The sequence below is a fragment of the Marinagarivorans cellulosilyticus genome, from assembly GCF_021655555.1.
GTDB classification, from domain to species: Bacteria; Pseudomonadota; Gammaproteobacteria; order Pseudomonadales; family Cellvibrionaceae; genus Marinagarivorans; species Marinagarivorans cellulosilyticus.
The window spans coordinates 1683815-1708672 of the sequence record NZ_AP023086.1 but is presented as its reverse complement, the minus strand read 5'-3'; the positions used below and the strand labels follow the sequence as shown (position 1 = coordinate 1708672).

Here is a 24858-nt window from a genome sequence, read left to right as displayed (position 1 = left end):
ACTCCACACAAAAGACATATTGCTCCTTAACAGTCGTTAAAGAGCCTAAAAATCACAAATAATCATCAAGATAATACAATAAGTCTCCCCGCCGAAATGTTGCAGATAACTGCTGGAGGGAAACATCTCGACCGCCGTAAAGTTTTCCCAAAGCTTTCTGGATTTTATTTTGAACTTCCACCTGATATTCAGAGAATTTTTCATCAAGATGAACCAATGCTTTCTCACATACTTTATGATCAACCTCAGGGAAAGTCACTCCTAAATCCTTAATTAATACATCACCCACAAGCATCGCTTTATAGTGCGAAGCATAAGGCAAAAACAAGGGCGGATTTTTCTGCACGGGTCTTTTACGCTCATTCTCGACCAGTCGAAATATAATGGCTGCAATAATCGCTTGCGCAGAGTTCAAACCATCAAAAATTTCATTGTATAATTTCCCAAAAATATCTTTACGCCGAAACTTTGCTTGATGCGGTTTCTTCCTCCAAACGGCAAGAACAGACTCTCCGACCACTGAACTAGAAAGCTGATCATTCTTAACGGCGGTCTCATCTCTTTTTCGTCTGTATTCAAAACCTAAATCCCTCATCCCAATCTCAAGCTGCATTTGTACATCATCATTTGAACGAAGATCTCTCAAGTCAACTGGGTTTTGGCTATTGGTCGCATAAGTAATATCCTGTACAAAATCTTGATCATCTTCAGCTAACTCATATAATCGCAATAGGATATAGGTATCACTAAAATCTGAGAGTGAGTCTGGCGCATTGAAGGTTTCTTGTATTGTTTTACACGATTGCCCGCCATTAATAATTTGAATGCCATTCAAATTTAACTGGTAATCCTTCCCTTGTAATGCATTATGCCTAAACTTATTACAGATCATAGTAATGCCATTATTAAAGAAATAGAAATTTTTCCTCTTTTCTTCGTCTAGCAGTGTGCTATGAATTGCAGCATTTACTCGATTTCTATTCACACCCAAATAGCGGCGAATATTCCTTTCCAACAATTGCTCTCCGTTGCGATTAAAAAGCTCTGCGACCTCTTTAATCGAAACCTTACCAACAAGTACTCGACGGAAGTTGAAATCTTCAATAATTGCTGCACCATGAAGCTTTATTGTGTCATCGACAGATTTAGAGCTTTTTAGCACACGAACAATTTCTTCATGATTGAGGTGTATCCAGCTCACTTGCTCTGAAGAGAAACCAGAATTTTTAATTAGATCTTCGGCCGATGTGGTCCAGCGTGCACCGTTGTTACATAGAACCATTTTCACAACTGGTATATATCCATCCCGAATTAACGAACGAGCCTCCTCCACCTTTGGCTTTAGGCGCTCATTCATTGAAATCTGTTTAGATGGATCAAAAAGAGTTATGACTGTTGATATCGCAGCTTTGACTCCACCTTCAGGAAAGTTAGCCGTTCCAGTTAAATCCTTATGCTTATACTTACCTTGAAATAGAGTAACTTCAAATTCCCCGTCATCCACATCCCCAATATGAATTGCATCAACACCAGTATCCTTCGTCCCTTCTGTCATCAAATCGGCAGCCTCACTCAATCCAAGACCCAAAGCCGTTTTTACGCAATATAGAACAAATGCGTAAGATTTTTTACGCTGACTATCCAGCCCCTTAGGAAAAAAATCAGGGTGATCGTCAACAATGCCGTTGAGCCGCTGATCAACAATGCTTGCATTAATATCCATGTTTTTTCACCTCATACGTTTAATTCACTGAAAGGAAAGCCCAATATGGATTTCAGCATAATAGAACGCCTCAAGTTTATCTATGCTAAGAACTTAAAGCTATATAGTACGTTCACATACAAAAAAGGCGGCCATTGGCCGCCCATTTTTCGCTACAGCTAATTACTCACCGTAAACAGGGAATTTAGCGCAAAGCTCTAGAACTTGCCCTTTCACTTTGGCAATTACCTCTTCAGAGTTACCATTTTCAAGGCTGTCTAATACGTCTACCATCCAGTTTGCCAACTGCTCACTTTCAGCTTCTTTAAAGCCGCGAGTAGTAATTGCTGGTGTACCTACACGTAAACCAGAGGTTACAAACGGCGAGCGTGGGTCGTTAGGTACGGCGTTTTTGTTAACGGTAATGTTGGCTTCGCCTAAAGCGGCATCGGCATCTTTACCGGTGTATTCTTTGCCGATCAAATCTACTAGCATCAAGTGGTTTTCGGTACCGCCAGAGACAATATTCAAACCGCGCTTAATGAAAGTTTCTGCCATAACCTTGGCGTTTTTAACCACTTGCTGCTGATACGTTTTGTATTCGTCGCTCATGGCTTCTTTGAAGCTTACGGCTTTTGCAGCAATTACGTGCATTAATGGGCCGCCTTGGCCGCCTGGGAATACTGCCGAGTTTAACTTCTTCTCGATTTCTTCATTTGCCTTCGCCAAGATGATGCCGCCACGTGGGCCGCGCAAAGTTTTGTGCGTAGTTGAGGTTGTTACATCGGCGATTTGCACAGGGCTTGGGTATACACCTGCCGCAACCAAACCAGCAACGTGTGCCATATCTACTAATAAGTATGCGCCTACTTTATCGGCGATATCGCGAAAACGCTGCCAATCAACCACTTGTGAATACGCCGAGAAACCCGCAACAATCATTTTGGGCTTGTGCTCAAGCGCTAAACGCTCCACTTCTTCGTAGTCGATCAAGCCGGTTTCTGTGTTCAAACCATACTGAACCGCGTTGTAGTACTTGCCAGAAAAGCTTACTTTAGCGCCGTGTGTTAAGTGGCCGCCGTGGGCTAGGCTCATACCTAAAACCGTGTCGCCTGGCGCACACAGGGCCGCGTAAACTGCTGCGTTGGCTTGTGAGCCAGAATGCGGCTGTACATTGGCGTAATCGGCACCAAACAATGTTTTGGCGCGCTCAATGGCTAAGCCTTCCGATTGGTCAACATACTCACAACCACCGTAGTAACGCTTGCCGGGGTAACCTTCGGCATATTTGTTCGTCAGCTTTGTGCCCTGCACAGCCATAACCATTGGGCTGGTGTAGTTTTCGCTGGCAATAAGCTCGATGTGCTCTTCTTGGCGACGGTTTTCATTTTGAATTGACGACCAAATTTCGGGGTCAAAATCGGCAACGGTTTGGTTCTTATCAAACATAGGAATCCTCAAATCACAGCTAGGGCCTAGGCCGGCATATTGGTTAGGTATTGAAGGGAAAAAGATAGGGCGCGATTGTACACTAGTTGGGGCAGTTTTAGCGCTCCAAGCTAAAAGCTAGGCATAAAAAAAGCAGCCCTAATAGCTGCTTTTACATTAAGCGATAAGCACGTTAGTTAAGGATATAGCTAGCAACCTCATCCGCACACGTATCTTCACACGCCGATGGATTACCTTGAGGCATAGCGCCGTTAATATAAGCAGACAGAGCAGCCTGATCGCGACCGCCAATTAAGTCTGCAGGGGCACCGGTGTGGCAGCCTTTACACATCATATCAAAGTCAGCTTTGCCCACAACCACTGCTGGGGCAGATGAAGAAGCTGCTTCAGAGCTACTCATCACCATTGACGAAGAGCTCATTTCCGAACTCGATGCTTCAGCTGCAAGATCACAACCTACACGGGCATCAGCAATAACAATATCATCCAGCAAGAATGTGAAGCTGTCTTGCTGATAATTTTGGATGCCAATACGTAGCTCAGATATCTCTGCTGGAACAGGCGTCATCTGAAACGTCATATTAGTCTCATTAAAATTATATTTTTTCGCATCAGCTAAGTCAGTTGAATTAGTCGATGTTCCGAAGTTAGCCAACGCTACTTCATTACCATCTTTATAAAAATAAAACTCCTGAGCTGCGGTATCCATTGACCACTCAACGCATACCCACTCGCCGTCATAACTATTGTCGTACGGGCCTTCAAGTGACAAATCATTGGGCTCAGTATTGTATAGGTGCTGGTACTTACCTGCATCGGCAGCATTATCTGGTGCTGCGACCATATCCACAAAGCGGAATTGCGCTCCATTATCAAACCCAGACACTAAAGTCGTGTGAGAGTAGCTATCAATACTTGAAGGTTTGGCAATGTTTTTGTAATACATGCGTCCCCAATGGGTACCGGTAAAATTTGCTAATGACAAATAGCTGGCCGAGGCGCCCGATATTTTCAACGCCAAATCACCGCTATAAGATCCCTCGCCTTCAACAACAGCAATACCGTTACCCGATTGGTTAAAGCCAGAAGGCACAGCACCTGGACTCATATTTTCAAAATCTAAACACTCGATAAAACTACCATTTAGCATCGCGCAGGATTCAGCCACGCCACTATCATTTGTTGCAACACTGCTTGCTTGCTCTGAAGATGAGCTGGCCGCAAGACTGCTCGATGTTTGCGCTGCAGCTGAAGATTGCGGCGCAGCCGCATTAGTATCATCACTGCCACTGCTGCCACATGCCGTAATGAGCACCGCCAATAAACCGCTCGCCGATAGCTTTGCAATGGTAGGTAAAGTTTGGTTTTTCATGTTATCTCCCTCTAATGTGTGTTTATGATTTTTATTTCTGCTCGAATTAGATCAATGTCTTCGGCGAAATGCAAACACCAAAAGGTAACCGTCGCAATGACACCGCGCACATATAGACGTTAAACGAAAGATTCGATAGTCATCTTTCAAATTGCAATCCCCCGCCAAGCTAAGTACCCTTCGCCACTATTAAATTCGCAACTTCCTAGAGGCTGAAATTAGATGGCGCAATACGTCTATACCATGAACCGGGTGAGCAAAATTGTTCCTCCCAAACGCGAAATCCTTAAAAACATCTCTCTCTCTTTTTTCCCCGGTGCCAAAATTGGTGTACTCGGCCTAAACGGCTCGGGTAAATCAACACTGTTGAAAATTATGGCTGGCATTGATACTGACATCCAAGGTGAAGCCCGCCCAATGCCTGATATCAAAGTAGGTTACCTGCCTCAGGAGCCTGCCCTTAACCCGGATAAAGACGTACGTGGCAATGTCGAAGAAGGCGTGCAAGAAGCGGTTGATGCCCTTGCTGCGCTGGATAAAATTTACGCCGACTATGCCGAGCCGGACGCTGACTTTGATGCCTTGGCTAAAGCACAAGCTAAGTGTGAAGATGTAATTGAAGCGTGGGATGCCCACAATTTAAACCACAAGTTAGAAGTTGCGGCCGACTCGCTCCGCCTGCCACCTTGGGATGCCGATGTTACTAAGCTTTCTGGTGGTGAAAAGCGCCGCGTCGCTTTGTGCCGCCTGCTGCTATCACGCCCTGATATGCTGCTGCTGGACGAGCCTACCAACCACTTGGATGCGGAATCGGTCTATTGGTTAGAGCAATTCCTGCATGAATTCCCAGGCACTGTCGTTGCCATTACGCACGATCGCTACTTCCTCGATAACGCCGCCAACTGGATTTTGGAATTAGACCGTGGCCACGGCATTCCTTATGAGGGCAACTACAGCAATTGGCTAGAACAAAAATCGGCCCGCCTAGAACAGGAACAACGCTCTGAAGTGGCTCGTCAAAAAGCCATGAAAACCGAACTGGAATGGGCCCGCCAAAATCCAAAAGGCCGGCAAGCAAAAAGCAAAGCTCGCTTGGCGCGTTTTGAAGAAATGCAAAGCCAAGAATTCCAAAGCCGTAACGAAACTAACGAAATTTATATTCCACCCGGCGAGCGCCTTGGCGATAAAGTTATCGAGCTTCATAACGTTAGCAAAGCCTTTGGCGATAGACTATTAATTGACGACCTGAGCTTAACAATCCCCAAAGGCGCCATTGTGGGTATTGTGGGCGGTAACGGTGCGGGTAAATCGACGCTATTCCGTATGATTGCCGGCACAGAAAAGCCCGATAGCGGCGAAGTTGTACTCGGCGAAACCACAAAAGTGGCGTACGTAGAGCAAGGCCGCGAGAACCTCGCTAACGATAAAACCGTTTGGGAAGCGATTTCTGAAGGTGCCGACATGCTAAAAATCGGTAACTACGAAGTAAACTCTCGCTCCTATGTTGGCCGCTTTAACTTTAAAGGATCGGACCAGCAAAAACGTGTCGGTGAATTATCCGGTGGTGAGCGCGGGCGTTTACATTTAGCCAATACCCTAAAACAAGGGGCTAATGTTTTACTGCTTGATGAACCTTCAAACGACTTGGATGTTGAAACCTTGCGCGCACTAGAAGAAGCCATTGAAAACTTCCCCGGCTGCGCCTTGGTTATCTCGCACGACCGCTGGTTTTTAGACCGCGTTGCTACGCATATTTTGGCTTACGAAGACGAAAGCGAAATTGTCTTTTTCGAGGGTAACTACACCGAATACCACGAAGACTTTGTGGCGCGAAAAGGTAACAACGCCCAACCCAAGCGGGTTAAATACAAACCACTAAAGGTTTAACTGCTGGAAATTAACCTGCAGATTAGAACGTTGATAAAGGTAACTATTCAGCCATAAAAAAGTGCTGCACACTCGAAGGGCTGACTGATCATTTCCTAGCCATTCACGCGCTGGGATCGCGTGCATGGCGCCCACGGATTGGCTTGAGCGGCCTAGAAAATGATCAGTTTGCCGACCTATTTGAGCATGACTGAATAGTTACCAAAATAAAACGACTATGTCTTTTAGCGGGGTTAACTATCTTGCTACACAGCAAGTCTGGGCAATAGAATTTTAAAGTCCCTACCGTTGCCGTTCCACGTTGACGAGCTCCCATCCTCTTTAACAAAAAAGTTACTGGTGTGGCTCAAATAAGCATCGACGAAACGGCCACCTTTCTTGCCATTTATCGCTCCCCAGCACTGTAAACTGCCGTCTAACAACACCGCACAACTTCTTTCATACCCAGTAGCAATAGCCTTCGCTTTAACCTAGAAGCCGTAATTGAGCGTCAAAAAGATGCGTATTCCCCTAGTGTGCATTGCGCACCAAGGGGATACATAGGCTTTGATGATTCAACTGCGTTTTCTAGGTTCAACCTCAGGATGAAGTTGAAACCCAGAAGGGCGAGGGTACGCCGACGAAGGCAGGCTTACCGGTTTAGCATTGCACTGTAGGGAGTTGAGGATTCACCAAAGCGGTTCATTCCCGCACCTAAACCCTGTGCAATGGCCAAAAAGAAATCGGCATGATTACGGAAATTATTGCCATTGCGCGCATCCAGATATTGCCCTGTTTTGAATGCACCGCCGCCGTTACCACAAATCATATAAGGCATATCGTGGGCGCGATGGTTATACATACCAAATTCTGAACAGTGGACAATAAGAGTGGTATCAAACATGGTGCCTCGGCCATCAGGGATTTCTTTCAAGCGGTCGATCATGCGCGCCAATTTATCCATGTACCAACGGTGAGTTCGGGCGTGATTGCGGCGAACGCTATCTCCACCAGCGGCATGACCGTAGGTATGATCATTCACCCCACCCCCTTCTAAACTAGGAATCCCCTTGCCGTTCCCCATACCCTGATAATAAGGGTTGCTCGCTACACGTTCGAAATTGCGATAATGGTTACCGTCAATGGCGCCATTGTTGTTGCCGCTACCACTAAATTGCAATACCGAAACTCGCGAGCGATCCAGCGCTAAAGCAGCAATGGTGGTGTCGATTGAAAAATCCACCAAGCGCTCAAAGTTGGCAGAGTCATTCCAATAGTTTGAGCGGTTAGTAACATTCCCAGCGGTGTTATTAAGCCAACCATTGGGGATATCAAAACGGACATCTTGAATGTCGGACGCGTTACCCGCTTCTGCTTCCGCTAGCGCAATATTTTTGTCGGCATCTGTTTTTAATTGCGTATAGCTTTGTAGCAAGGTGCTATATTTTTCGTAGGCTTCTTGCCCACCTAAGCATTTCACTTGTGCCAAGCGGTCTTCCATGGCTTTTAATACCGATTGCTCAGAGCGTAGTTCTTGAAGCAATGCTGAGTTATCGACGCCCCCACCGCCACTCGGAGCAGGAATACCATTTCTGAAGACCTGCAAGTAAGTTTCTACTGGGTTCCAGTTACTATTGCCCGACGGACGACCTTGAAAATCTCGTCGGGGATTTAAAAAGTCATTACCAGGCCCTTGGCTAAGCACATGGTGAGCCCAAACACCGGTATACATTTGCTTAACCAATGTATCACCGCCAATGGCACGCCCTAGGTGGTAATCAATACTACCTTGATTAGGCGTCCCGCCCGTCAAAGCATGATCCACCACTTGAACGTGAGCCTTAGTGGTACCCATTAATTTATTCGCGAAGCCACTATAAAGCGATATATCATTTTGGTGGCGCTTTAATGGCTGTAAGCAATAAGTCGCTGCGGCAGTATTTCGGTTGTTGTAATTCCGAATAGAACCACCTCGGCTTTCAGGCGCACCGTTACGAAAATCAGCATTCATGTCAATTTGCAGCGCACCGGTGTTCACAGGCCAAAATGCTTCTTGTTCACAACCTTCGGGCTTGTAAAAGAAGATAACACGCTTAAAACCCGTTTCTTGCGCAAGAGCCCGCTGCACCATTAAGGTAGAAACAGACGCCGCACCGGTAGCGGCAGCAGTGTGTTTAATAAATTCGCGTCGGCGGAGGTTATTTGAAGTTGTCATAATTAGTTCCCCATCGAACATTGTGAATCAGGATTGAAGTTGGTGTACACATGCTTAAAAGCATCTGTTGCGGCAAGTGCGCTCATTGCCTCGCTAAGGGTGCCACCACTAAGAGCATCGCGAACCTGCATGAAGCTCTCGGTTTCCGCACGGCTTACATCACGCCCTAAGCTTGAGCGAAATAATTGCTGTGTCGCGCAATAAAGCACCGATTCACTGCCCGCTATAGCGCTGGATAATTCCGCCACGCTGTCGTAAGTATTGGAAATATCCGCCGATGCCGTAACTTCACCGAATAGCTCTTGACTCTCGTAAAGGCCACCATTGTCATCGTATAAATCGAAAATTCGGCCAATGGGGTCAACCTTGTTGTGGCAAGCGCCACAAATAGGGTCGACCGTCCTATCCGCTATTTGGTCATTTAACTCAAACAACTCATTTGCATTTGGCGGGATGGGCATTTTTTCGCAGAACAAACGCTCATAAAGAACTTTTCCGCGGAAAATAGTATTGAGATCACGCCCGTGATTACCATTGCTACTTAGGAAGCTGGCATGAGTCAAAATACCTTGTCGATTAGCACCGGCAGGAAAGGTATATAATTCCCAATCAGCAGCTGGGGCAGGCACCTTGTAATGCTCAGCTAGCGTTTTGTTAATAAAGCTGTAGTTAGCGTTGAATAATTCAGAGAAGGGCAAATTGTTATCAACGATGTAGTCGATAAACTTGCGCGTTTCCAACTGAGCAGCATCAGCAAGCGACAACGCAGTTCCACCAGAAAGGCTATCGCAACGCGCACCATCACACATACACACGCTATTAGCGCTAGCACTATTGGCGCAGTCATAGCTTTGCGCTAAACCGGCAAACTTTGTTTTGCACTGGCCAGTGTAGTTACACTGATCACCCACTAATGGCGCAGGCACCAAAGCCATCGCTTCAGACGGTACCGTCGTTTGAATATTTAACCACTCAGCAACAAATTTCCAAACAACATCTTGGTGCAGCTTTTGCGCCGCTAAACGCTCCGCTTGGCGACTAATTTTACTGGGAGTATTGATGATGCCATTAACATCAGCAATCAGCGCTTCATCTGGCGTATTGCCCACTAAAAAATAAGAAAGGCGATTAATAAACTCACGCTCTGTTAATTGCTGCTTGCCGCTGACAAGTGGAGAACTGCCATGCTCTAATTTGAAAATGGTTCGATCATCAATCAGTGCCAAGGTAATGCCTGCGGCAATGGCTTGCTCGGTAGTCGCATTTAGCGCAAAGTTGGCTTTGATGACACTGGCTACCGATTGAATATCTGCGGCAGGTAGACTTTGCTCACGATAGAGCATTTGCAAAGCAGGAGCGAGGTGGTCTGTCACACACTGCTCGGTGTTATTGCGCCAATTGTTATCACTGCATTTTGCACTGTACCCCTTGGCAATGCTCTGCGCTAAAACTTTAGCCCCGCCAAGCACTGTACTAAAGTCGCCTGGGGCAGCAGTACCATTGGCATTGTTAGCAAAAATCTCAAAGGGGCCAAACAAATCCGACATGTAGGTAATATTTGGCAAACTCTCTTGCCCAAACGCCGTCTTGATGGTGTTGGCATACTGGCTAGCAGTTAAGCGCATCTGCGGTGTGGTTATGCTGTTTACAACCGGCAAGTCGGTCTCATCTTTAGCAGCGCAGCCAGTAGGGCCTACGCTTTTACCTGAGTCGGTGCCTGGGCACTTATCATCTTCATCAGCCACACCGTCGCCGTCTCGGTCGCCATTTGAAACATTGTTCGCCGGGTCAAAGGCGGTGATGATATAAGTCGCAATATCTGTCGCACAGCTCGAACCGTTGGTATCGGTACACCTCCCGCTTTTATCGGGCATATTACCTGCGATGTATCGCGCAACAGTCGGTATATCATTGCAGCCATCTGTCGCCTCAAGTGTGCAAGCTCCCGGCGCCAGTGGCTTCATAATGGCTCCACCACTTCCGTCTTTTTCATGGCAAAGAGAGCAGGTGAGTTCCAAACTTTCATACAATGCTTTACCGCGAGCAAAAGCATCGCTCTGCGGCGCACTACTGGTACTACCCGATACGCTCGCAGAGGATAGTGACGATACACCTGCAGAAGAAAGTGAAGAAACGCTTGATGTTTGATTTTCACTGGAATTTGGCGCCGAGCTACTCGACGTTCCAATCTCACCAACACAGCCAGTTAAGAATCCAAGCGTGCAGGCAAAGAAGAGTTGTGGCAGCTGGCGATGAACGTTTCGCTGGTGCATGTGATGCCTCTTATTAGTTATTTAAGTATTGTTACCCTAAAAATCTGGGCTTAAAAAACAGGTGGTTGCAGACCTGCTTGTGAATACCTTAACAGCTAATTTTGAGGCCAATTTGCGGGGAAATGTGAACTGCCTTCACTTTAATTAATGTGGGACAAACAGTGGGAATTCCCACATTCTTTTGGTGCCTAGAACGTCAGTATCCATAAGGGTTGTAGCTTATGTGCAGGCACGAGGTAACAGCGAGTCCCAATAGGGTAAAAAGTAAAATGGGATGCCAATATCTTGGATTTTTAGCGATAAATGGGGGGAAAACCAATAAATAGCGAGCAGCGCTCTCTTTTTATAAATGGTTAATGATGGTCAATCATTGAGTTAAATTAGCGCCACCAGCATAGTAGTTGTAGGCATAGGCGAGGAGAACTAACGCACCACGCGGAAGATAAATAGCACCGCCGCAACTGCGTAACTGCGCATTGATTTTGCTAGAGCTGCGCGAACAAACTAAAGCTTATAATAGCCTGTTCGCACCCTCTAAAAGGCCACTAAAAAGCCGCTAAAAAAACGACAACTCGCCACCCTGGGTTAAACCAGTTAACGACTCATCTGGTTCGTCGCGAATAGTAAAGGCAGGTTCGATAATGGTCGATAAGTAGGTGATAATTTCTCCTTCGCCAGACAGGAAAACACGCTTGCTAATACAAGCTTCACTCGAGCTGATACTCGCCAAATTCTCGCCCTGGATTAAGGTTGGCAAGCCCATTAATACTTTGCAATCGTACGCTAGCATATGGTTTTTTGCCGCCCCGACCAACTGGTTGTTCAGCTCGCCGCACCAGTCGCGTAACTCGTCTGCCGTGGGGTTGTCTCCTAAGGGGTAAAGAGCTTGTAACGTCGCGAAGTTGGCGTTAATTGACGACAATATCTTTATGCCATTGCCTGCAGCGCTCAATACCGATAACACGCTATCGCCAACGATTTGCTTGTTACAAATCGATGCATCCAGCGTTACAGAATTTAAGCCTAAGCCAATAGGGGAGAACACCTCTGTTGCGGCTTGCTCAAAAAGCGATTCTATTACCTCACGCACCGCGCCATTCGAATTATTCATAACTCTCTTATCCTCTTAATTATCTACCGCACTCCTTTGTTTTTTTATTGCCTACGGCAATATTACGCGGTGCGGCATAGTGCATTACCAACCCACGTAGACGTTAGGAGTTTTGGCCCGTCAACAAAAAGCATAGCCCAGCCACGCGCAAGCAGCGTTATATCTAGCCGATATAACAAAATATTCCTGTAACAAATAGATCCCACAATTAATGTCATATTCGACTATCACTGATTAAGTTCAAGACTCCTCTGATATTCCAGCGCAGTGCAATACGCGGCTTATATATTAGGGGCCCTTGTGCGTTAAATAACCAAGATAACAGCAACTTCACTACACAATGCTAGCGCCTCAACTATCATTACTGTGTTAGCGCAGCCATTACTGAAAACACCGCTGCGTCATTTAAATAGGAGAACCAAGCACAATGCCCAGCAATATGGAAGAGCGCCGCCAGTACAGCCGAGTGGTTTTTGAAGCCAAAGCGAGCATAAGCCAAGGCGAGCGCAGCTTTATTACCGAGCTCGTCGATGTTTCGCTAAACGGTTTATTGGTGAAAACGCCAGCGCATTATCACTTACGCAGTGATATGCCCTGCACGGTAAAAATTGTGTTATCTGAAGAGGTGCATATCGCTATGCAGGTGGCACTGGTACACAGTAGCGATCAAGCGCTAGGCTTTCACTGCACAAGCATTGATATGGACTCTATCACCCATTTGCGCAGGCTTATCGAAACCAACCTTGAAGACCCAAATGCCTCCGAGCGCGTGCTCGCAGAGCTTGTTATTAAAGCCGAGATGGCAACCTAAACCATCGGCGGCTTTACTTTTCTTGCATGGCACCATTGACCACGCTTTCGAGCATTTTAGCGCGGTCGTCCATTTTTGTTTGAATCCCCTTTGCATCATCCATTAGCTGTTTTACGCGATCTGGGGTGGGCAACAACGACATATCCGGCAGCGATGGCGCAGGCTTGACCTCAGCAACCGGCTGTTCGGGTTCGGGGGTAGGCTCTGGCAGTTTGTCTGCTTGTACCACGTTGGTTTCTGGGTCGACCATCATTACCTCTGCGCTAACTGAGCTTTCTGGCTTGGTCTGGCTGTAATTAATTACACCGTCGGCATCCACCCACTTATACACTTCTATAGGCTTGCCTTCGGCGTGTTCGCCAATGCCGGGCATGGACGGCAAATCCACGTCCGGTATAGCATCTTTTAAGGTTGCCATATCGGGCACAGTAAATTTAGGCATCGACCAATCCATATCAGCCAAAGGACTCTTGCCAGTTTTTAAATACAACGCATAGTTAAGAATGCCAAAGCCAATCGCCAGCATCATAACCATTTTCACCATTAACCATTTCACGCAATCGATCCTATTTGCATCGGCAAGCCATCCAACTCACCACAATTGATGTATAAACCCGCTAGCCGCCTGATAAAGGCTTTTGAAATTACAGCATAGTAGCCACAACTAATGACAACTCTCGTTTGGTTTACCCACGATTTACGCTTAAGCGATAACCCTGCACTGCACGCTGCAGCAAAGCTAGGCGATGCCATTTTGCCGGTATACCTTGTCGATACCACTAACCCAGCAGGCCATAGTGGGGCCAGTTTGTGGTGGCTACACCACAGCTTAATCGCCCTTGATCAGCAACTGCAGACACTAGGCGGCAAATTGCTAATACACCTTGGCACCACCGAAAGCTTACTCACCTTAGCGAAACAACACCAATGTGAACACATTCATTTTAGCTGCGCTCACGAGCCTTGGCTGGCAAAACAGCAAAAACAACTACAGCAAGCCGCGTTAGAACACGATATTACCTGCCGCCAGTTTGCAGGCCAACTTTTGCTGGAGCCCAGCACGCTATTTAATAAGCAAGGCACCCCTTTCAAGGTATTCACGCCCTTTTACAAAACGGCGGTGGCCCAGCTTGGCCAGCCTACAGCAGTGAAGATGCCAAAAAACTACCAATGGCACCCTCACAAGCACAGTGCCAGTAGCACACTTAAAAAGCTGAAATGGCTACCCCAAAAGCCCAATTGGGCCAAAGCATTTAAACACCACTGGCAACCCGGTGAAGCTGGCGCACATTTGCGCCTAGCAAGTGTTATAGAGCAACTGCAAAACTACAATGTAGAGCGCGATATTCCCAGCAGTGATGGCACCTCGATGCTATCGCCGCATTTACATTTCGGCGAAATTAGCCCCCGTCAAATATGGCAAACAGTAAGCACACACTTCCCCTCAGGCGAAGCCGCGCCCTATTTGCGACAGTTATTCTGGCGCGACTTTAGCTACTACTTAGTTCACCACTTCGAGCACATGATTAAGGAGCCCTTCAAAGCCAAATTTGACAAGTTCCCTTGGCAAAAGCCAACCGGTAATACGCTAGAAAAGTGGCAACAAGGGCAAACAGGCTACCCTTTAGTGGATGCGGGAATGCGCCAGCTTTGGCAAACAGGCTGGATGCATAACCGTGTGCGCATGGTGGTAGCATCTTTTTTAACCAAGCATTTACAACTGCACTGGCAGCACGGTGCCGACTGGTTTTGGGATACCCTGCTAGATGCCGACCTGGCGAATAATACCGCCGGTTGGCAGTGGGTAGCCGGCTGCGGTGCCGATGCTGCGCCCTACTTTCGTATATTCAACCCCATAACCCAAAGCGAAAAGTTTGATAAACACGGCGATTACATTCGCGCTTACGTGCCAGAGCTTGCCAAACTGCCCGCAAAATTTATTCACGCCCCCTGGCTGGCCCCCGAAGCAGAGCTGAAAGCGGCCGGTGTTGTTATCGGGCAAGATTACCCAGCGCCAATGGTCGACCACAAAACAGCCCGCGAAACCGCTCTGGCGGCCTACGCCAGTTTGAACCTAGGTTGAAAAACTAACGCCAAGCCACCTAAACAGTTAACATGGCAAACTTGCTAATCGTAAACCCACAAAAGGAATATTATGTTATACGCGATGTTTGCCATGGTCCTTCTTACCACTGCTGTGGGCGTTATTGCCGTTACTAGCCGTGTTAAAGGAGTACGCAATAAACAAATCCCCATCAAAATGTTTCGCACCATGCAGGGCGACTTCCCCGATTTTGTGCTGCGTACTACGCGCAATTACAACAACCAGTTTGAGCTACCGGTGTTATTTTATGTCGCTGGCACCCTATACCTAGCACTAGGCATTCAAAGCACCGCTGCATTAGTGATGGCGTGGCTGTTTGTCTTTTCTCGTATTGCGCATGTCATCGTCCACCTCACGTACAACAATATTTTGCACCGTATGCTGGTCTTTTGGTTTGGGGTGCTCTTTGCTTTGGGGCTTTGGGTCAATTTAGTGATTCAGTACGCTTAACATGCAGCAGGACTACTGGTAGCGCGCCAATGTAGCGCGCAACGCCTGCACAACATGCGCGCGCAGCGATTGTGGTGCCACCACTTCTACTTGGGCACCATAACTTAAAATGTCTGCTACCAATTCTGTCGGTAATGCAGCGTCGTACGGCAAGCTTAAACACAAACTGCCATCATCACTTTTTTCAATGTGTTGCTCTGGATGCCATTGCTCGGCCATAACTTGCGCCGCCGATGCCGCTGTAAACTTAAGCACGGCACGCTCATTCGCTTGGCCGGCATAAATGCCGTAGGTCGGTTTAACATGCTGATCGAGCGTACTGGCATTAACCGCATGAAAGGGGGCATCAGCTTGGGAGCACCACTGGATATTTTCTAGAGCAAAAGTACGCAATGCGCTGCGCCAGTGGCACCAACAATCTAAATACCAATTGCCGCGATAAAGCACCAAACGCAGCGGCGAAATAACCCGCTTAGAAACATTGCCATCAATACGGCCTAAATACTCAATCGCCAGCGTTGTTTCGTTAAATAGCGCGCTGGCAAGCTTGACAAAAAAACGATGCTTTACCGGCCGCGTGATTGCATTAACAACAACAATTTTCTCGCTCAGCGCTGCCGCATTCACAGACGACGCTTTAAGTAATTGCTCAAAGCGGGCCTTTATCGGCGCTAGCTGCTCAGTTAACAAGCCATTGCCGGTATTTTCCAGTAGTGCATGCATCACCACCATGGCATGTAATTCTTGCTGGTTAAACCAAGTACCGGGTAGCTCGTAGTGGCCATCACCATACAGATAACCACCGCGTTCGCGGCTGTATTCGATGGGTGCCCCTAAAAAATCGCTCATATGGCGCTTAATACGATTAAACGTTGCCCGCGAGCACTCCATTTCAGCCAGTATATCTTTGAGTGGTATTGCCGTTTTTCGGCTCTGTAAAATTTTGTGTAAATCGTAAATGCGATCAAAACCATCCATAAATTTTATTCTCTTTTTTACAGTCTCATGATCTGAGACAGCGCCTTGCGATAATACTCGCATGTTCACAAGGTCACTCATCAACGCAACCTTGCGAACATATTAACGGCAATGCACTACCTGTGCTGCGCGGTTTTTCAGCGACACTCACTCGTCGCTTAATCATCAATAACTGGAGTTATTTTATGATGCGCTATACTGTTTATCCAACGCAAGCGTTACAAGCCCCGACCATTAGCCCCTCATTAGTGCCAAACCCTTCGCGCCCCTGCGATAACGATGCCGACCCTAAGCCTGTAGAACAACCACAAACACTACCACTCACCACATTGCTCAAGCAACACGCGCCTAAAATTAGCGCGCGTAAAGCCAATAATATTTTACGCGAACACGGCTTATTAATGACGTTATACCGTCCAAGCCTTAGCCACTTTGACAGCTACCGAAAAATTAATGTACTTACCGCAAAAGGCTTAAAGTTTGGGCGCAACAACCGCAGCCCTGTGCACCCAATTCAAACCAGCCCAACCTATTACCCCAGCATGTTCGCGCAACTTTGCCGACTTTGCCATTTAAGCTAACTATCGACACCACCTACCCCGATAAAACGTTTAATGCCAGAGATTATTTATATGAACAAGAATTTTTTAAAAAGCTTAATTTCCGTTAATGCAAAAGTTATTGCCAGCTTTTTCTGTTTTTCCTTTTCTGCTTACGGCGCGAGTATTGATCAAAGCCAAACGGAGGTCACCGCCAGCTTGGGCATCCAAGCATTTTCCCCAGTGGGGCAAAAGTTTCAACCTTCGGCCGAGCAGATCAGCCACATTAGTGTTCAGTTATTAGATGCCGGTGGTGGCCAGCAAGGCAACTGGGCACATATTAATATTCGAGAGGATAATATTAACGGCGAAATAATCGCCAGCAGTCACCAGCAATATTTAGAAGATTGCTTTAATTTTGAGGCCGGACCTGGTTGCGGTTTGGGTGGTGGCACGGGTAAAGAGGTGACCTTTTCCTTCCCAGATACAGTCGCCCTAAGTCCAGAAAAAAGCTACGCCTTTGAATTAATTGCCGACGAGCAAGGCGACGGCTTAAATGTTGGCTACACCAATAACAATGGCTATTCTCAAGGCGGCCTTTACCTAGACGGCCAATATCACGAGCACGATTTATGGTTTAAAACCTATTTCCAGAATAGCCCAACAATTTTAATAAGTAGTGCTCAAAACATATCAAGCTTTGATCTTGAGCTAAATTTACTGAGCAATATAGCCATTCCAGCCAACGAGCAAGGCGCCCCTAGTCGCGATATTATTGAACACCCGTTTTTAGGCACCTTCGTTTTTAATGGCGTATTTAAACCAGAGCTAAGCCAATTTTTAGAAGGCAGCTGGAATAGTTATATCGAGCCTGGCTGGAGCATTGTGAATAACATTTCTTACGGTGGTATTGCTGGCTTTGGCAACCACATATATGCAGGGGATATGCGCACCGCTCAGAATGGAGAGCAAAAAGGTATTGTGCGTTTCGATTTCATCAATACGCAATCACAAAAGCGCTTCTTCCCTGACAACGAATATATTGATTTAACTTTAGGGCTAGATAACAAACTTTATGGGTTACAAAGTTCTCGCGGCACCGTAGACATTATCAATCCAATAACCATGGTGTTAGAAAATAGCCTGCGTGTCGGTACTCGCACAGATTACCGTGCAGTAACGGCAGATCAACAGGGTAACCTATTTTACGTAACATGGAGCGGGCTTATTGGAAAAACGGATAGCACTGGCACCAGTGTTAATGAGATTTCGGTGGGTCAAAGCTTGATGGACATCGATATACATCAAAACGCAGGCCTTCTTGTTTCTAGCCGCAATGGCGAAGTATGGCTACTGAACCAGCAACTGGATATTACCCAGCATTTAGACACCGGCATTTGGAATACCTTTGTTGCTTTTGGCGAAGCAACTACACAGGTAACACAGAACACGCCAATAGAATATTGCCAAGCACAGGGGAATAATACTTTTTATGAATGGATAGAACGCATGGTGCTAAACAACCAAAATGTATCAAGTGGTGATAACAGCGGCTACTTTCTTCACCCCGCCCCCATAACACTTAAAGCGGGGAGCAATAACCTCGAGCTGGAACCTGGTTTTGGAAATAATCAATACAACGAGCACTGGAGCCTATGGTTAGATATAAATAACGACGGTGCTTTTTCACTAGATGAATTAATCTTTAACGAACAAAGCAATAGTCGGATTATTAGCGCTTTTAATATTCCGCCGCAAGAAAACACATTACATACACGGCTGCGCATTGCTATGCGCTACGGCGGTAGCGCCGAGGCTTGTGGCAATTTTACGTACGGAGAAGTAGAAGACTTTGAAGTGATTATTGAACCAGCCCAATAATATTTGTGAAATATAAAAAGCAGGCATGGATGCCTGCTTTTTATGGACGAGCCATTTAGAGGATCTTTAGAAAAATTAGCACCTACCTTACAAATAAGGCACAGTCTAAAAATCCAATGGATTCGAAACCATCTGGTGAATCACAAATTCGACCTCAAGCGCTTCTAAAGTAAAGGCATTAGCCTCAACAATCCGATCGAAACTTACTGTCATACTGTAGTTATCATACTCTTCAAGCGAATTGCCGACAGTGCGATCAAGCAATGTGAGATCGCTAATATTAACAGTCGAGGGATCAAGTGTGTAGCTCGTTAGTGGCTCGGCCGCTTCTGGATACAAACCATCTGAATGCTGATTATTCACCCATCGCTCTATCATCTCGACGGTTTCATCCGCGCCAAACAATATCACCTCACCGGATACAGTCAAATCATCCGAATACCCCAGCAGCAACAGGACAGCCTTCTGAGATTCAAATACGTAAAAGTGCTTCGTTTGGCCGTAGGTATATAGGCTAAAGTATTGATCAACAATGTGCGTTTGGACACTTTCGTCTGCAATATTCAATGCACGAAGCGAATCGATCACTGTTTTTTCTAATGTAAAGCTTAGGTGACTCCCGCCCTGATTAGTTCCACCGCAGTCAGGGATATACTCAGCATACGAAGCGCTTATTGATACCGCCTTAGGGGCATAACCTGCAGCAAGAACATCAAAAGAGTAATCACCTTCTTCATTAAAAAAAGAACAAGGCAACGTACAATTAAAAGCGCGGTTTGCGTAATCGACATTGATATTAGAAGAATCAAACCGGAAGTTTTCATTAAAATAGTTATCTTCAATCGGGCTCCCCGATAACTGAATATTCGTTAAACGTATTTCCTCAATAATTTCGCCATCACTACCTTTTATATTCTCTAATGTAATTACAGGCTCGGCATAGCTTACTACCTGAGCACAACTTAACTCACCACCGCCACCGTTTAGCACTTCGTTATTATCTTCTAGCACTATACCGTCTTCACTACTACACCCTAACAAACCCAAAGGTAGTGCTAAAAAAACGAACGTAAACATAGAATGCTGGAACCTAGCCTTTATTACGGTACACATATTTTCTCCTTAAAAAAAGCCGCCCGCAGGCGGCAGAGGGTTCACGTCAAACCATCACTCATGAACAATAAATCAAGTCCTAAAAATAAAAATATTCAGTAATAGGCTCGACCGAGCAACGATCGCGTTGTTTAATAAATAAATCCGTTTTCTCTTGCGACCCTAGCCCTTGAATCTCAGCAATCATGGTCACCTGACCAGAAACACCATTAGCACCGGTAAATATACATTGTGCTTGTGGTGGAGCAATAGACAACGACCGGGCCTCGCTTACTTTTTGCAGCCTAGCTTCCCCTTTTAAAATGTAGCTTGCCTTACCTTGCCAAACAGTTACGCTCGCATCGCTGCACACATCAGATCCAGTATTCCAATTGCTAACAATTGCTGTAACCGAAGGCGGTGAAGCTACTTCTGGGCAGCCATTTTCAAACGAGGTTAAATTAAGCTCGACCTTTTCTGTTTCCACATGACAAGCATCGCGATAAACCACAACGCTTTGGCTTTCGGTTGAATAATTATCTAGCGAGGCCTCGATATAAAATGGGCCTGGCGTTTCATCAATACCCGAAAAAACACAGGTAGAGTCAATGCCTGCCGCTCTTAGCCCAATGGCTTTTCCATTGTGAACAGCTGTCACCTTGGCACTGCAAGCATTGCCGCCAGGCGCGTTAACAGTTACTTGTAAACTAGGGCGAACATCGGCCGTACAAATGACTGGACCAGAGTTAATAGGGCCAATGGCATTTTCAGGTGCATCCCACGCAGCCGCCCAAACACTGTTCGCATGTGAATAAAATACCGCATCGTCATGGAAAGCACTGCGATCGTGGCCACTACCTGATGGCCTTGTTTTGTCGGGGCCAGCTTCTTCGGCCACAATAACACCCGCCTCAACTAAGCGTGCGTTGTCGCCATCAATACCCGTTACTTTAAATAAGTGAAGACCGGTGTGTTGCCAAGAACCGTAAGCGCCAGCAGTCTCGGCGTGGTAATAATCTACTGGCATTGCTATACGCAGTTCGTTGCCCACAGGAAAGAAGCTCAATGCGCGTAAATTGTTAAGCGCTTCGGAACGGCTATTTCGCGCACCCAATAAAATTGTGTCTATTTCTTTCGGGCTGTCACCACGTACATCCACTAACGCGACCTTCATGCCAGTCACGCGACCATTTTCATCAGCATCTTGGCCAACGGCAAAAATATAATCATCACCAATTGGGTGCATGTAAGTCGCAAAACCTGGAATTTCTAATTCACCAGAAATTTTAGGGTCAGTGCGATCACTTAAATCCACCGCATAGAGTGGGTCGGTTTGGCGGAAGGTGACGATATAACCTTTATCACCCTGAAAGCGCACAGAATAAATATCTTCGCCCGGCTTTCCGATAGGCGCTGGCCGGTTGGCATTAGGTAATGAAGCTACGGTTTTAAGTGTGCCATTATCTTCTTCGAGTATAGAAAGATGATGCGCGATGGTGTTATCCCACTGCCGGCCGGTGGATGTCACTATGCGCAAATCGCCGTTGTGTTCATGCAATTTAAAAGCAGGGTCACCTCGATGGCCGATATAGCCTTTAACACTGCCGGACGCTTGATAATGTGCACCGTCGGCACCTAAAGAAAACTTATGAATCACTGTTTGCTGGCGCTCAGCCATGCGGTCATCCCACACGGTGCCCGTAAGGTACATGGAGTCGGGGTTTACACTTAAGCTTTCTACAGAACCATTAATACAACGACTAGAAACAACCGTTTTATCGCTCAGGTTTACAGCCGTAATATTAACGAGGCTAGCGTAGCCATAAGTCGTTGATATGCCATCTTGCACATAACAGCTATCGGCCAAGGTTACGGCCTCGCCATCGTTAATCGTGTAAGTTGGTAATAATTGCTGCACGGCAACAGCGCTTAACGCATCTTCGTTTTCTGAGCGCACACCTTTGCTGCCATTTTCGAACTGTAAATTAGCAATCCAAGGGTCAAAGCGCGTTACTAAGTAAAGCATGTTGCCCACTTTACGGCTATCAACCAAGCTACCTTCAACGCTTAAGGTCCAATCTATTGCTGGCGCGCTGGCGTCGGCAACATCCACCAATTGAATTTTAGTTTCACTATTAACAGGATGCGGATAGTAAATGTCGCCAAAAAACGGCTCGATTGCAGGCATTCGCATTACATCAACGCTCACATCAAACGCAGGGAAGCCAAAACCAGGCATAACTGGGTACACATTGCCCCACTGGTTTCGCAATGTCGCTACGTGGCTTGTTGATTCGCCATTTTCAACCAAATACATTTCACTCACGCCACCCCACTCGGAGTCTAGCGCCACATGGCCAACAACCTCAGCGCTAACGGCGCTTGGGTCTGTTGCAACCACATTAATGCCAGGGAAGTTATCGGTACGGTAAGGGTCGTACTCAGGGTAAGTCGCAATAAACCAATGGCTGCCATCGTATTTGGCATAATCAGCTTCATCGACACCTGAAACATGGACGTTGGTTTGGGAAAAGTTATCGCTATCGCCGCCCCCTGCTGAAACAGCCGCGTCTGCCGCTGGGGGGGCGGCAGGAAGAGCCACCTCCGCTACAGCGCCGCCACTGGCATCAAGGCGATAATAGTTGGTAGGGCTTACTTTGAGCCGTAAACCATTTTTAATATGTTGGTTGAGCGCTTCACCAGATACCAACGTTAATGGGGCATCCGTTTGAGGGGTTGTTTTGAGCTTGCTGTAATCGACACCGCTAACCGTATTATTGTCATCTCGGTCATTGCCATCGCATGCCGTTAACGCCATGGCGCCAGCTATAGCCACTACAAGTTTCATATTCATGAATCCCCCTTCGATCAGGTTGGTTTATTAGTGCAACAAGGCTACTCTAACTAGCAAAGCAAAACTGTTAATGAATTGTAAAAACGAGGATAAACTTGGCGCCCTATCGTCGCTTTGCGATTTATTACAATTTTTAACGGTTTTGCCAGCAACATCGTGGCAAACTGCACAGCATGTATTTATTTAAGTTTTTTTTTATTGGCAACACTAGGCAAGCCCACTGGCGTAAGTATGCACTTACTTTAGCGCTAGCATTGGCTGCGTCTGTAGTGCCGCCAGGCATAGCGGCGCAAACAAGCTGCCAAGGCGATTGTGTCGCGATTGGTGAGTGGGAGCTAAGCCTTAGTTTTGGCGGCGGCATGCGCAGCAACCCCGTACTTGGGCAAAAAGACATACCCTTTGTTCTGGTACCTAAATTTAGTTACTACGGCAAGCGTTTTTTCCTTGACAGTTACGATGCGGGCTACACCCTATTCGACCGCCAACATCATCAGTTTAACGCGATTCTAATCACCCCCGGCTTTGAGCAAGCCTTTTTCAGCGACTGGACACTCACCAACCAAGACATAGGCGATACAGGCAGTACCGTACACACATTGCACAAGCGGCGAACCGCCGGTTTATCGGGCTTGGAATACACTTATATTCACCCGTTATTCGACTGGCAAACCCAAATTTTGCAAGATGTTACGGGGATACACCACGGCCAAAAGCTCCGCACGGCACTAACACTCCCTTGGGTTAAAAATCGACATTATTGGGAGCTTTCTGCCGGTGCCACATGGCAAAGCGATAAATTAGTCGACTACTACTACGGCGTGCGCGACAACGAAGTTAACAATAGCGAGCTCGCCTACGAAGCCACTGCAACCACCTCAGCCTATCTAAAAGCAGAGTGGGAAACACGCTTTAACAAACATTGGGGCATGCGTGCAGTTACCAGCTATAAATGGCTAGGTAGCAGCGTTATCGATAGCCCCATTGTCATAGAGGACAGCATTTTTACGTTTTACGCGGCGGGGGTGTACCATTTCTAACCGTCGCACTACACGCAATAGACGACAGCCGCTGTTTGCCCGCCTATTGGGCTTAAGCACACTCGTGCTATCGAGTTATAGCTATTGTGATAACACCACCGTAACCCTCACCATTAAACCTAAGGTGTGCGTACTCAGTAGCGCAGAAGAGCTTTGCCAAGACGAGCTGCAAATTTCCTGGCATTCCAATAACACGCGCAATCTGTGTTTGTATCAAAAGAACGAGCCAGTGCCTTTAGCCTGTTGGGAAAAAGCCAGTGAGGGATCACACAACATGGCGCTAAACACCAGTACAAGCCTAAACTTTTTATTGCGTGAAAGCGCACGCAACGAATTGCTCGCCAGCGAAACCTTTGAAGTTATTCACGACCACAAACAATACCGCCGCGCACGCCGCAACGCTTGGGCATTTTTCTAGAAAGGCAACGGCATGACCGACACTATATTATTGGCAGAAGACGACCAGCGGCTGGCCCAGCTAGTTAACGATTTTTTATCGCAAAACGGCTTTACCGTACTCACAGAGAGCAACGGCCTAAGAGTGAGCAACCGAGCACTGCAAGACAACCCCGACTTGCTCATTTTAGACGTCGGCTTACCTGGAAAAAGCGGGTTAGAAATTTGCAAAGAAATTAGAGCCGATTTTACCGGCCCCATTTTAATGCTTACCGCTCGCGACAGCGACGCCGACCAAGTGCTAGGCCTGGAATACGGCGCCGACGATTACGTGATAAAACCGGCCGACCCAACCGTGCTTCTCGCCCGTATTCGCGCACTGTTGCGCCGCTATGCACCACAAAGACCAACCCCGCAAAGCACCATGGTTTTTAACCAGCTAGAAATAAAAACGGCTCAACGCAGTGTTGAAATCGCCAACGCTCCTGTTTTACTTTCCAGCCATGAGTTTGATTTACTGTACACACTCGCAAGCCACGCCGGCAAAGTGTTAAGCCGCGAATACTTGTTTAAATCTGTTTACCACCGCGAATACGACGGGCTAGATCGCTCGGTCGATGTTCGTATCTCACAATTGCGTAAAAAGTTAAACGACGATACCAGCACACCCGAAAAGATTAAAACCGTTTGGGGGCGAGGTTACTTATTCGTACCCGAGGCGTGGTAGC

At 46.8% G+C, this 24858-nt stretch carries 20 protein-coding genes; 9 read left to right on the top strand and 11 right to left on the bottom strand.

Annotation, left to right across the window (positions count from 1 at the left end):
• Positions 1 to 52: 52 nt before the first annotated feature.
• The 3 genes from MARGE09_RS06745 to MARGE09_RS06735 form a co-directional block, all read right to left on the bottom strand.
• Positions 53 to 1723: an AIPR family protein gene (locus MARGE09_RS06745; protein ID WP_236986577.1), complete on the bottom strand. Its 1671-nt coding sequence runs from the start codon at positions 1721 to 1723 to the stop codon at positions 53 to 55.
• A gap of 162 nt (positions 1724 to 1885) precedes the next feature.
• Positions 1886 to 3151: a serine hydroxymethyltransferase gene (gene glyA / locus MARGE09_RS06740; RefSeq protein WP_236986576.1), complete on the bottom strand. Its 1266-nt coding sequence runs from the start codon at positions 3149 to 3151 to the stop codon at positions 1886 to 1888.
• Positions 3152 to 3323: 172 nt separating this feature from the next.
• Complete coding sequence (locus MARGE09_RS06735) at positions 3324 to 4523, bottom strand: hypothetical protein (protein ID WP_236986575.1); 1200 nt, start codon at positions 4521 to 4523, stop codon at positions 3324 to 3326.
• A gap of 222 nt (positions 4524 to 4745) precedes the next feature.
• Between MARGE09_RS06735 and ettA the strand changes: the two genes are divergently transcribed.
• On the top strand, positions 4746 to 6410 hold the full coding sequence (ettA, locus tag MARGE09_RS06730; RefSeq protein ID WP_236986574.1) for an energy-dependent translational throttle protein EttA: 1665 nt from the start codon (positions 4746 to 4748) through the stop codon (positions 6408 to 6410).
• Positions 6411 to 6655: 245 nt separating this feature from the next.
• On the opposite strand, the gene MARGE09_RS21715 is transcribed toward ettA, so the two are convergent.
• The 4 genes from MARGE09_RS21715 to MARGE09_RS06715 all read right to left on the bottom strand — a co-directional run bounded on the left by MARGE09_RS21715 (position 6656) and on the right by MARGE09_RS06715 (position 11988).
• A complete protein-coding gene (locus tag MARGE09_RS21715; protein WP_420828096.1) occupies positions 6656 to 6865 on the bottom strand; it encodes a hypothetical protein in 210 nt (69 codons plus the stop codon).
• Between the two features lie 176 nt (positions 6866 to 7041).
• Positions 7042 to 8604 carry a DUF1552 domain-containing protein gene (locus tag MARGE09_RS06725; RefSeq protein WP_236986573.1) on the bottom strand — a complete coding sequence of 521 codons (1563 nt, stop codon included), beginning with the start codon at positions 8602 to 8604 and terminating at the stop codon, positions 7042 to 7044.
• Positions 8605 to 8606: 2 nt separating this feature from the next.
• Positions 8607 to 10877, bottom strand: a complete 2271-nt coding sequence (locus MARGE09_RS06720) for a DUF1592 domain-containing protein (RefSeq protein WP_236986572.1) — start codon at positions 10875 to 10877, stop codon at positions 8607 to 8609.
• A gap of 556 nt (positions 10878 to 11433) precedes the next feature.
• Entirely contained in the window at positions 11434 to 11988 is a 555-nt protein-coding gene (locus MARGE09_RS06715; protein WP_236986571.1) for a hypothetical protein, read from the bottom strand.
• Positions 11989 to 12415: 427 nt separating this feature from the next.
• Here MARGE09_RS06715 and MARGE09_RS06710 point away from each other — a divergent pair, with 427 nt between their 5' ends.
• On the top strand, positions 12416 to 12799 hold the full coding sequence (locus MARGE09_RS06710; protein ID WP_236986570.1) for a PilZ domain-containing protein: 384 nt from the start codon (positions 12416 to 12418) through the stop codon (positions 12797 to 12799).
• 13 nt (positions 12800 to 12812) lie between these two features.
• On the opposite strand, the gene MARGE09_RS06705 is transcribed toward MARGE09_RS06710, so the two are convergent.
• Positions 12813 to 13355 carry a DUF4124 domain-containing protein gene (locus tag MARGE09_RS06705; protein ID WP_236986569.1) on the bottom strand — a complete coding sequence of 181 codons (543 nt, stop codon included), beginning with the start codon at positions 13353 to 13355 and terminating at the stop codon, positions 12813 to 12815.
• 111 nt (positions 13356 to 13466) lie between these two features.
• Between MARGE09_RS06705 and MARGE09_RS06700 the strand changes: the two genes are divergently transcribed.
• The gene (locus MARGE09_RS06700; RefSeq protein ID WP_236986568.1) at positions 13467 to 14882 is read left to right on the top strand and encodes a cryptochrome/photolyase family protein; all 1416 of its coding nucleotides are present in this window, start codon (positions 13467 to 13469) and stop codon (positions 14880 to 14882) included.
• 72 nt (positions 14883 to 14954) lie between these two features.
• Positions 14955 to 15353 (top strand): MAPEG family protein, encoded by a 399-nt coding sequence (locus tag MARGE09_RS06695; protein WP_236986567.1) that lies wholly within the window; start codon positions 14955 to 14957, stop codon positions 15351 to 15353.
• A 12-nt stretch (positions 15354 to 15365) separates the two neighbouring features.
• Here MARGE09_RS06695 and MARGE09_RS06690 read toward each other — a convergent pair whose 3' ends face one another.
• Complete coding sequence (locus MARGE09_RS06690; protein WP_236986566.1) at positions 15366 to 16412, bottom strand: helix-turn-helix transcriptional regulator; 1047 nt, start codon at positions 16410 to 16412, stop codon at positions 15366 to 15368.
• A gap of 104 nt (positions 16413 to 16516) precedes the next feature.
• Between MARGE09_RS06690 and MARGE09_RS06685 the strand changes: the two genes are divergently transcribed.
• Both MARGE09_RS06685 and MARGE09_RS06680 read left to right on the top strand, forming a co-directional pair.
• A complete protein-coding gene (locus MARGE09_RS06685; protein ID WP_236986565.1) occupies positions 16517 to 16912 on the top strand; it encodes a hypothetical protein in 396 nt (131 codons plus the stop codon).
• Positions 16913 to 16963: 51 nt separating this feature from the next.
• Positions 16964 to 18751, top strand: a complete 1788-nt coding sequence (locus MARGE09_RS06680; RefSeq protein WP_236986564.1) for a GEVED domain-containing protein — start codon at positions 16964 to 16966, stop codon at positions 18749 to 18751.
• A 105-nt stretch (positions 18752 to 18856) separates the two neighbouring features.
• On the opposite strand, the gene MARGE09_RS06675 is transcribed toward MARGE09_RS06680, so the two are convergent.
• The gene (locus MARGE09_RS06675; protein WP_236986563.1) at positions 18857 to 19828 is read right to left on the bottom strand and encodes a hypothetical protein; all 972 of its coding nucleotides are present in this window, start codon (positions 19826 to 19828) and stop codon (positions 18857 to 18859) included.
• Positions 19829 to 19943: 115 nt separating this feature from the next.
• Positions 19944 to 22697 (bottom strand): beta-propeller domain-containing protein, encoded by a 2754-nt coding sequence (locus tag MARGE09_RS06670; RefSeq protein ID WP_236986562.1) that lies wholly within the window; start codon positions 22695 to 22697, stop codon positions 19944 to 19946.
• A gap of 173 nt (positions 22698 to 22870) precedes the next feature.
• Between MARGE09_RS06670 and MARGE09_RS06665 the strand changes: the two genes are divergently transcribed.
• The 3 genes from MARGE09_RS06665 (at position 22871) to MARGE09_RS06655 (ending at position 24857) form a co-directional block, all read left to right on the top strand.
• The gene (locus MARGE09_RS06665; RefSeq protein ID WP_236986561.1) at positions 22871 to 23734 is read left to right on the top strand and encodes a MipA/OmpV family protein; all 864 of its coding nucleotides are present in this window, start codon (positions 22871 to 22873) and stop codon (positions 23732 to 23734) included.
• Positions 23735 to 23798: 64 nt separating this feature from the next.
• Positions 23799 to 24152, top strand: coding sequence for a DUF3019 domain-containing protein (locus MARGE09_RS06660; RefSeq protein ID WP_236986560.1), 354 nt, complete (start codon positions 23799 to 23801; stop codon positions 24150 to 24152).
• Positions 24153 to 24164: 12 nt separating this feature from the next.
• A complete protein-coding gene (locus MARGE09_RS06655; protein ID WP_236986559.1) occupies positions 24165 to 24857 on the top strand; it encodes a winged helix-turn-helix domain-containing protein in 693 nt (230 codons plus the stop codon).
• Position 24858 lies beyond the last annotated feature (1 nt).

What these genes read in the sequence shown, in the direction of transcription:
- MARGE09_RS06725 (WP_236986573.1), bottom strand. Translation starts at nt 8,604, where the DNA reads ATGACAACTTCAAATAACCTCCGCCGACGCGAATTTATTAAACACACT.
- MARGE09_RS06685 (WP_236986565.1), top strand. Translation starts at nt 16,517, where the DNA reads ATGATGCGCTATACTGTTTATCCAACGCAAGCGTTACAAGCCCCGACC.
- MARGE09_RS06665 (WP_236986561.1), top strand. Translation starts at nt 22,871, where the DNA reads ATGTATTTATTTAAGTTTTTTTTTATTGGCAACACTAGGCAAGCCCAC.
- MARGE09_RS06710 (WP_236986570.1), top strand. Translation starts at nt 12,416, where the DNA reads ATGCCCAGCAATATGGAAGAGCGCCGCCAGTACAGCCGAGTGGTTTTT.
- MARGE09_RS06720 (WP_236986572.1), bottom strand. Translation starts at nt 10,877, where the DNA reads ATGCACCAGCGAAACGTTCATCGCCAGCTGCCACAACTCTTCTTTGCC.
- MARGE09_RS06670 (WP_236986562.1), bottom strand. Translation starts at nt 22,697, where the DNA reads ATGAATATGAAACTTGTAGTGGCTATAGCTGGCGCCATGGCGTTAACG.
- MARGE09_RS06675 (WP_236986563.1), bottom strand. Translation starts at nt 19,828, where the DNA reads ATGTTTACGTTCGTTTTTTTAGCACTACCTTTGGGTTTGTTAGGGTGT.
- MARGE09_RS06695 (WP_236986567.1), top strand. Translation starts at nt 14,955, where the DNA reads ATGTTATACGCGATGTTTGCCATGGTCCTTCTTACCACTGCTGTGGGC.
- MARGE09_RS06680 (WP_236986564.1), top strand. Translation starts at nt 16,964, where the DNA reads ATGAACAAGAATTTTTTAAAAAGCTTAATTTCCGTTAATGCAAAAGTT.
- MARGE09_RS06690 (WP_236986566.1), bottom strand. Translation starts at nt 16,412, where the DNA reads ATGAGTGACCTTGTGAACATGCGAGTATTATCGCAAGGCGCTGTCTCA.
- glyA (WP_236986576.1), bottom strand. Translation starts at nt 3,151, where the DNA reads ATGTTTGATAAGAACCAAACCGTTGCCGATTTTGACCCCGAAATTTGG.
- ettA (WP_236986574.1), top strand. Translation starts at nt 4,746, where the DNA reads ATGGCGCAATACGTCTATACCATGAACCGGGTGAGCAAAATTGTTCCT.
- MARGE09_RS06700 (WP_236986568.1), top strand. Translation starts at nt 13,467, where the DNA reads ATGACAACTCTCGTTTGGTTTACCCACGATTTACGCTTAAGCGATAAC.
- MARGE09_RS06745 (WP_236986577.1), bottom strand. Translation starts at nt 1,723, where the DNA reads ATGGATATTAATGCAAGCATTGTTGATCAGCGGCTCAACGGCATTGTT.
- MARGE09_RS06655 (WP_236986559.1), top strand. Translation starts at nt 24,165, where the DNA reads ATGACCGACACTATATTATTGGCAGAAGACGACCAGCGGCTGGCCCAG.
- MARGE09_RS06715 (WP_236986571.1), bottom strand. Translation starts at nt 11,988, where the DNA reads ATGAATAATTCGAATGGCGCGGTGCGTGAGGTAATAGAATCGCTTTTT.
- MARGE09_RS06735 (WP_236986575.1), bottom strand. Translation starts at nt 4,523, where the DNA reads ATGAAAAACCAAACTTTACCTACCATTGCAAAGCTATCGGCGAGCGGT.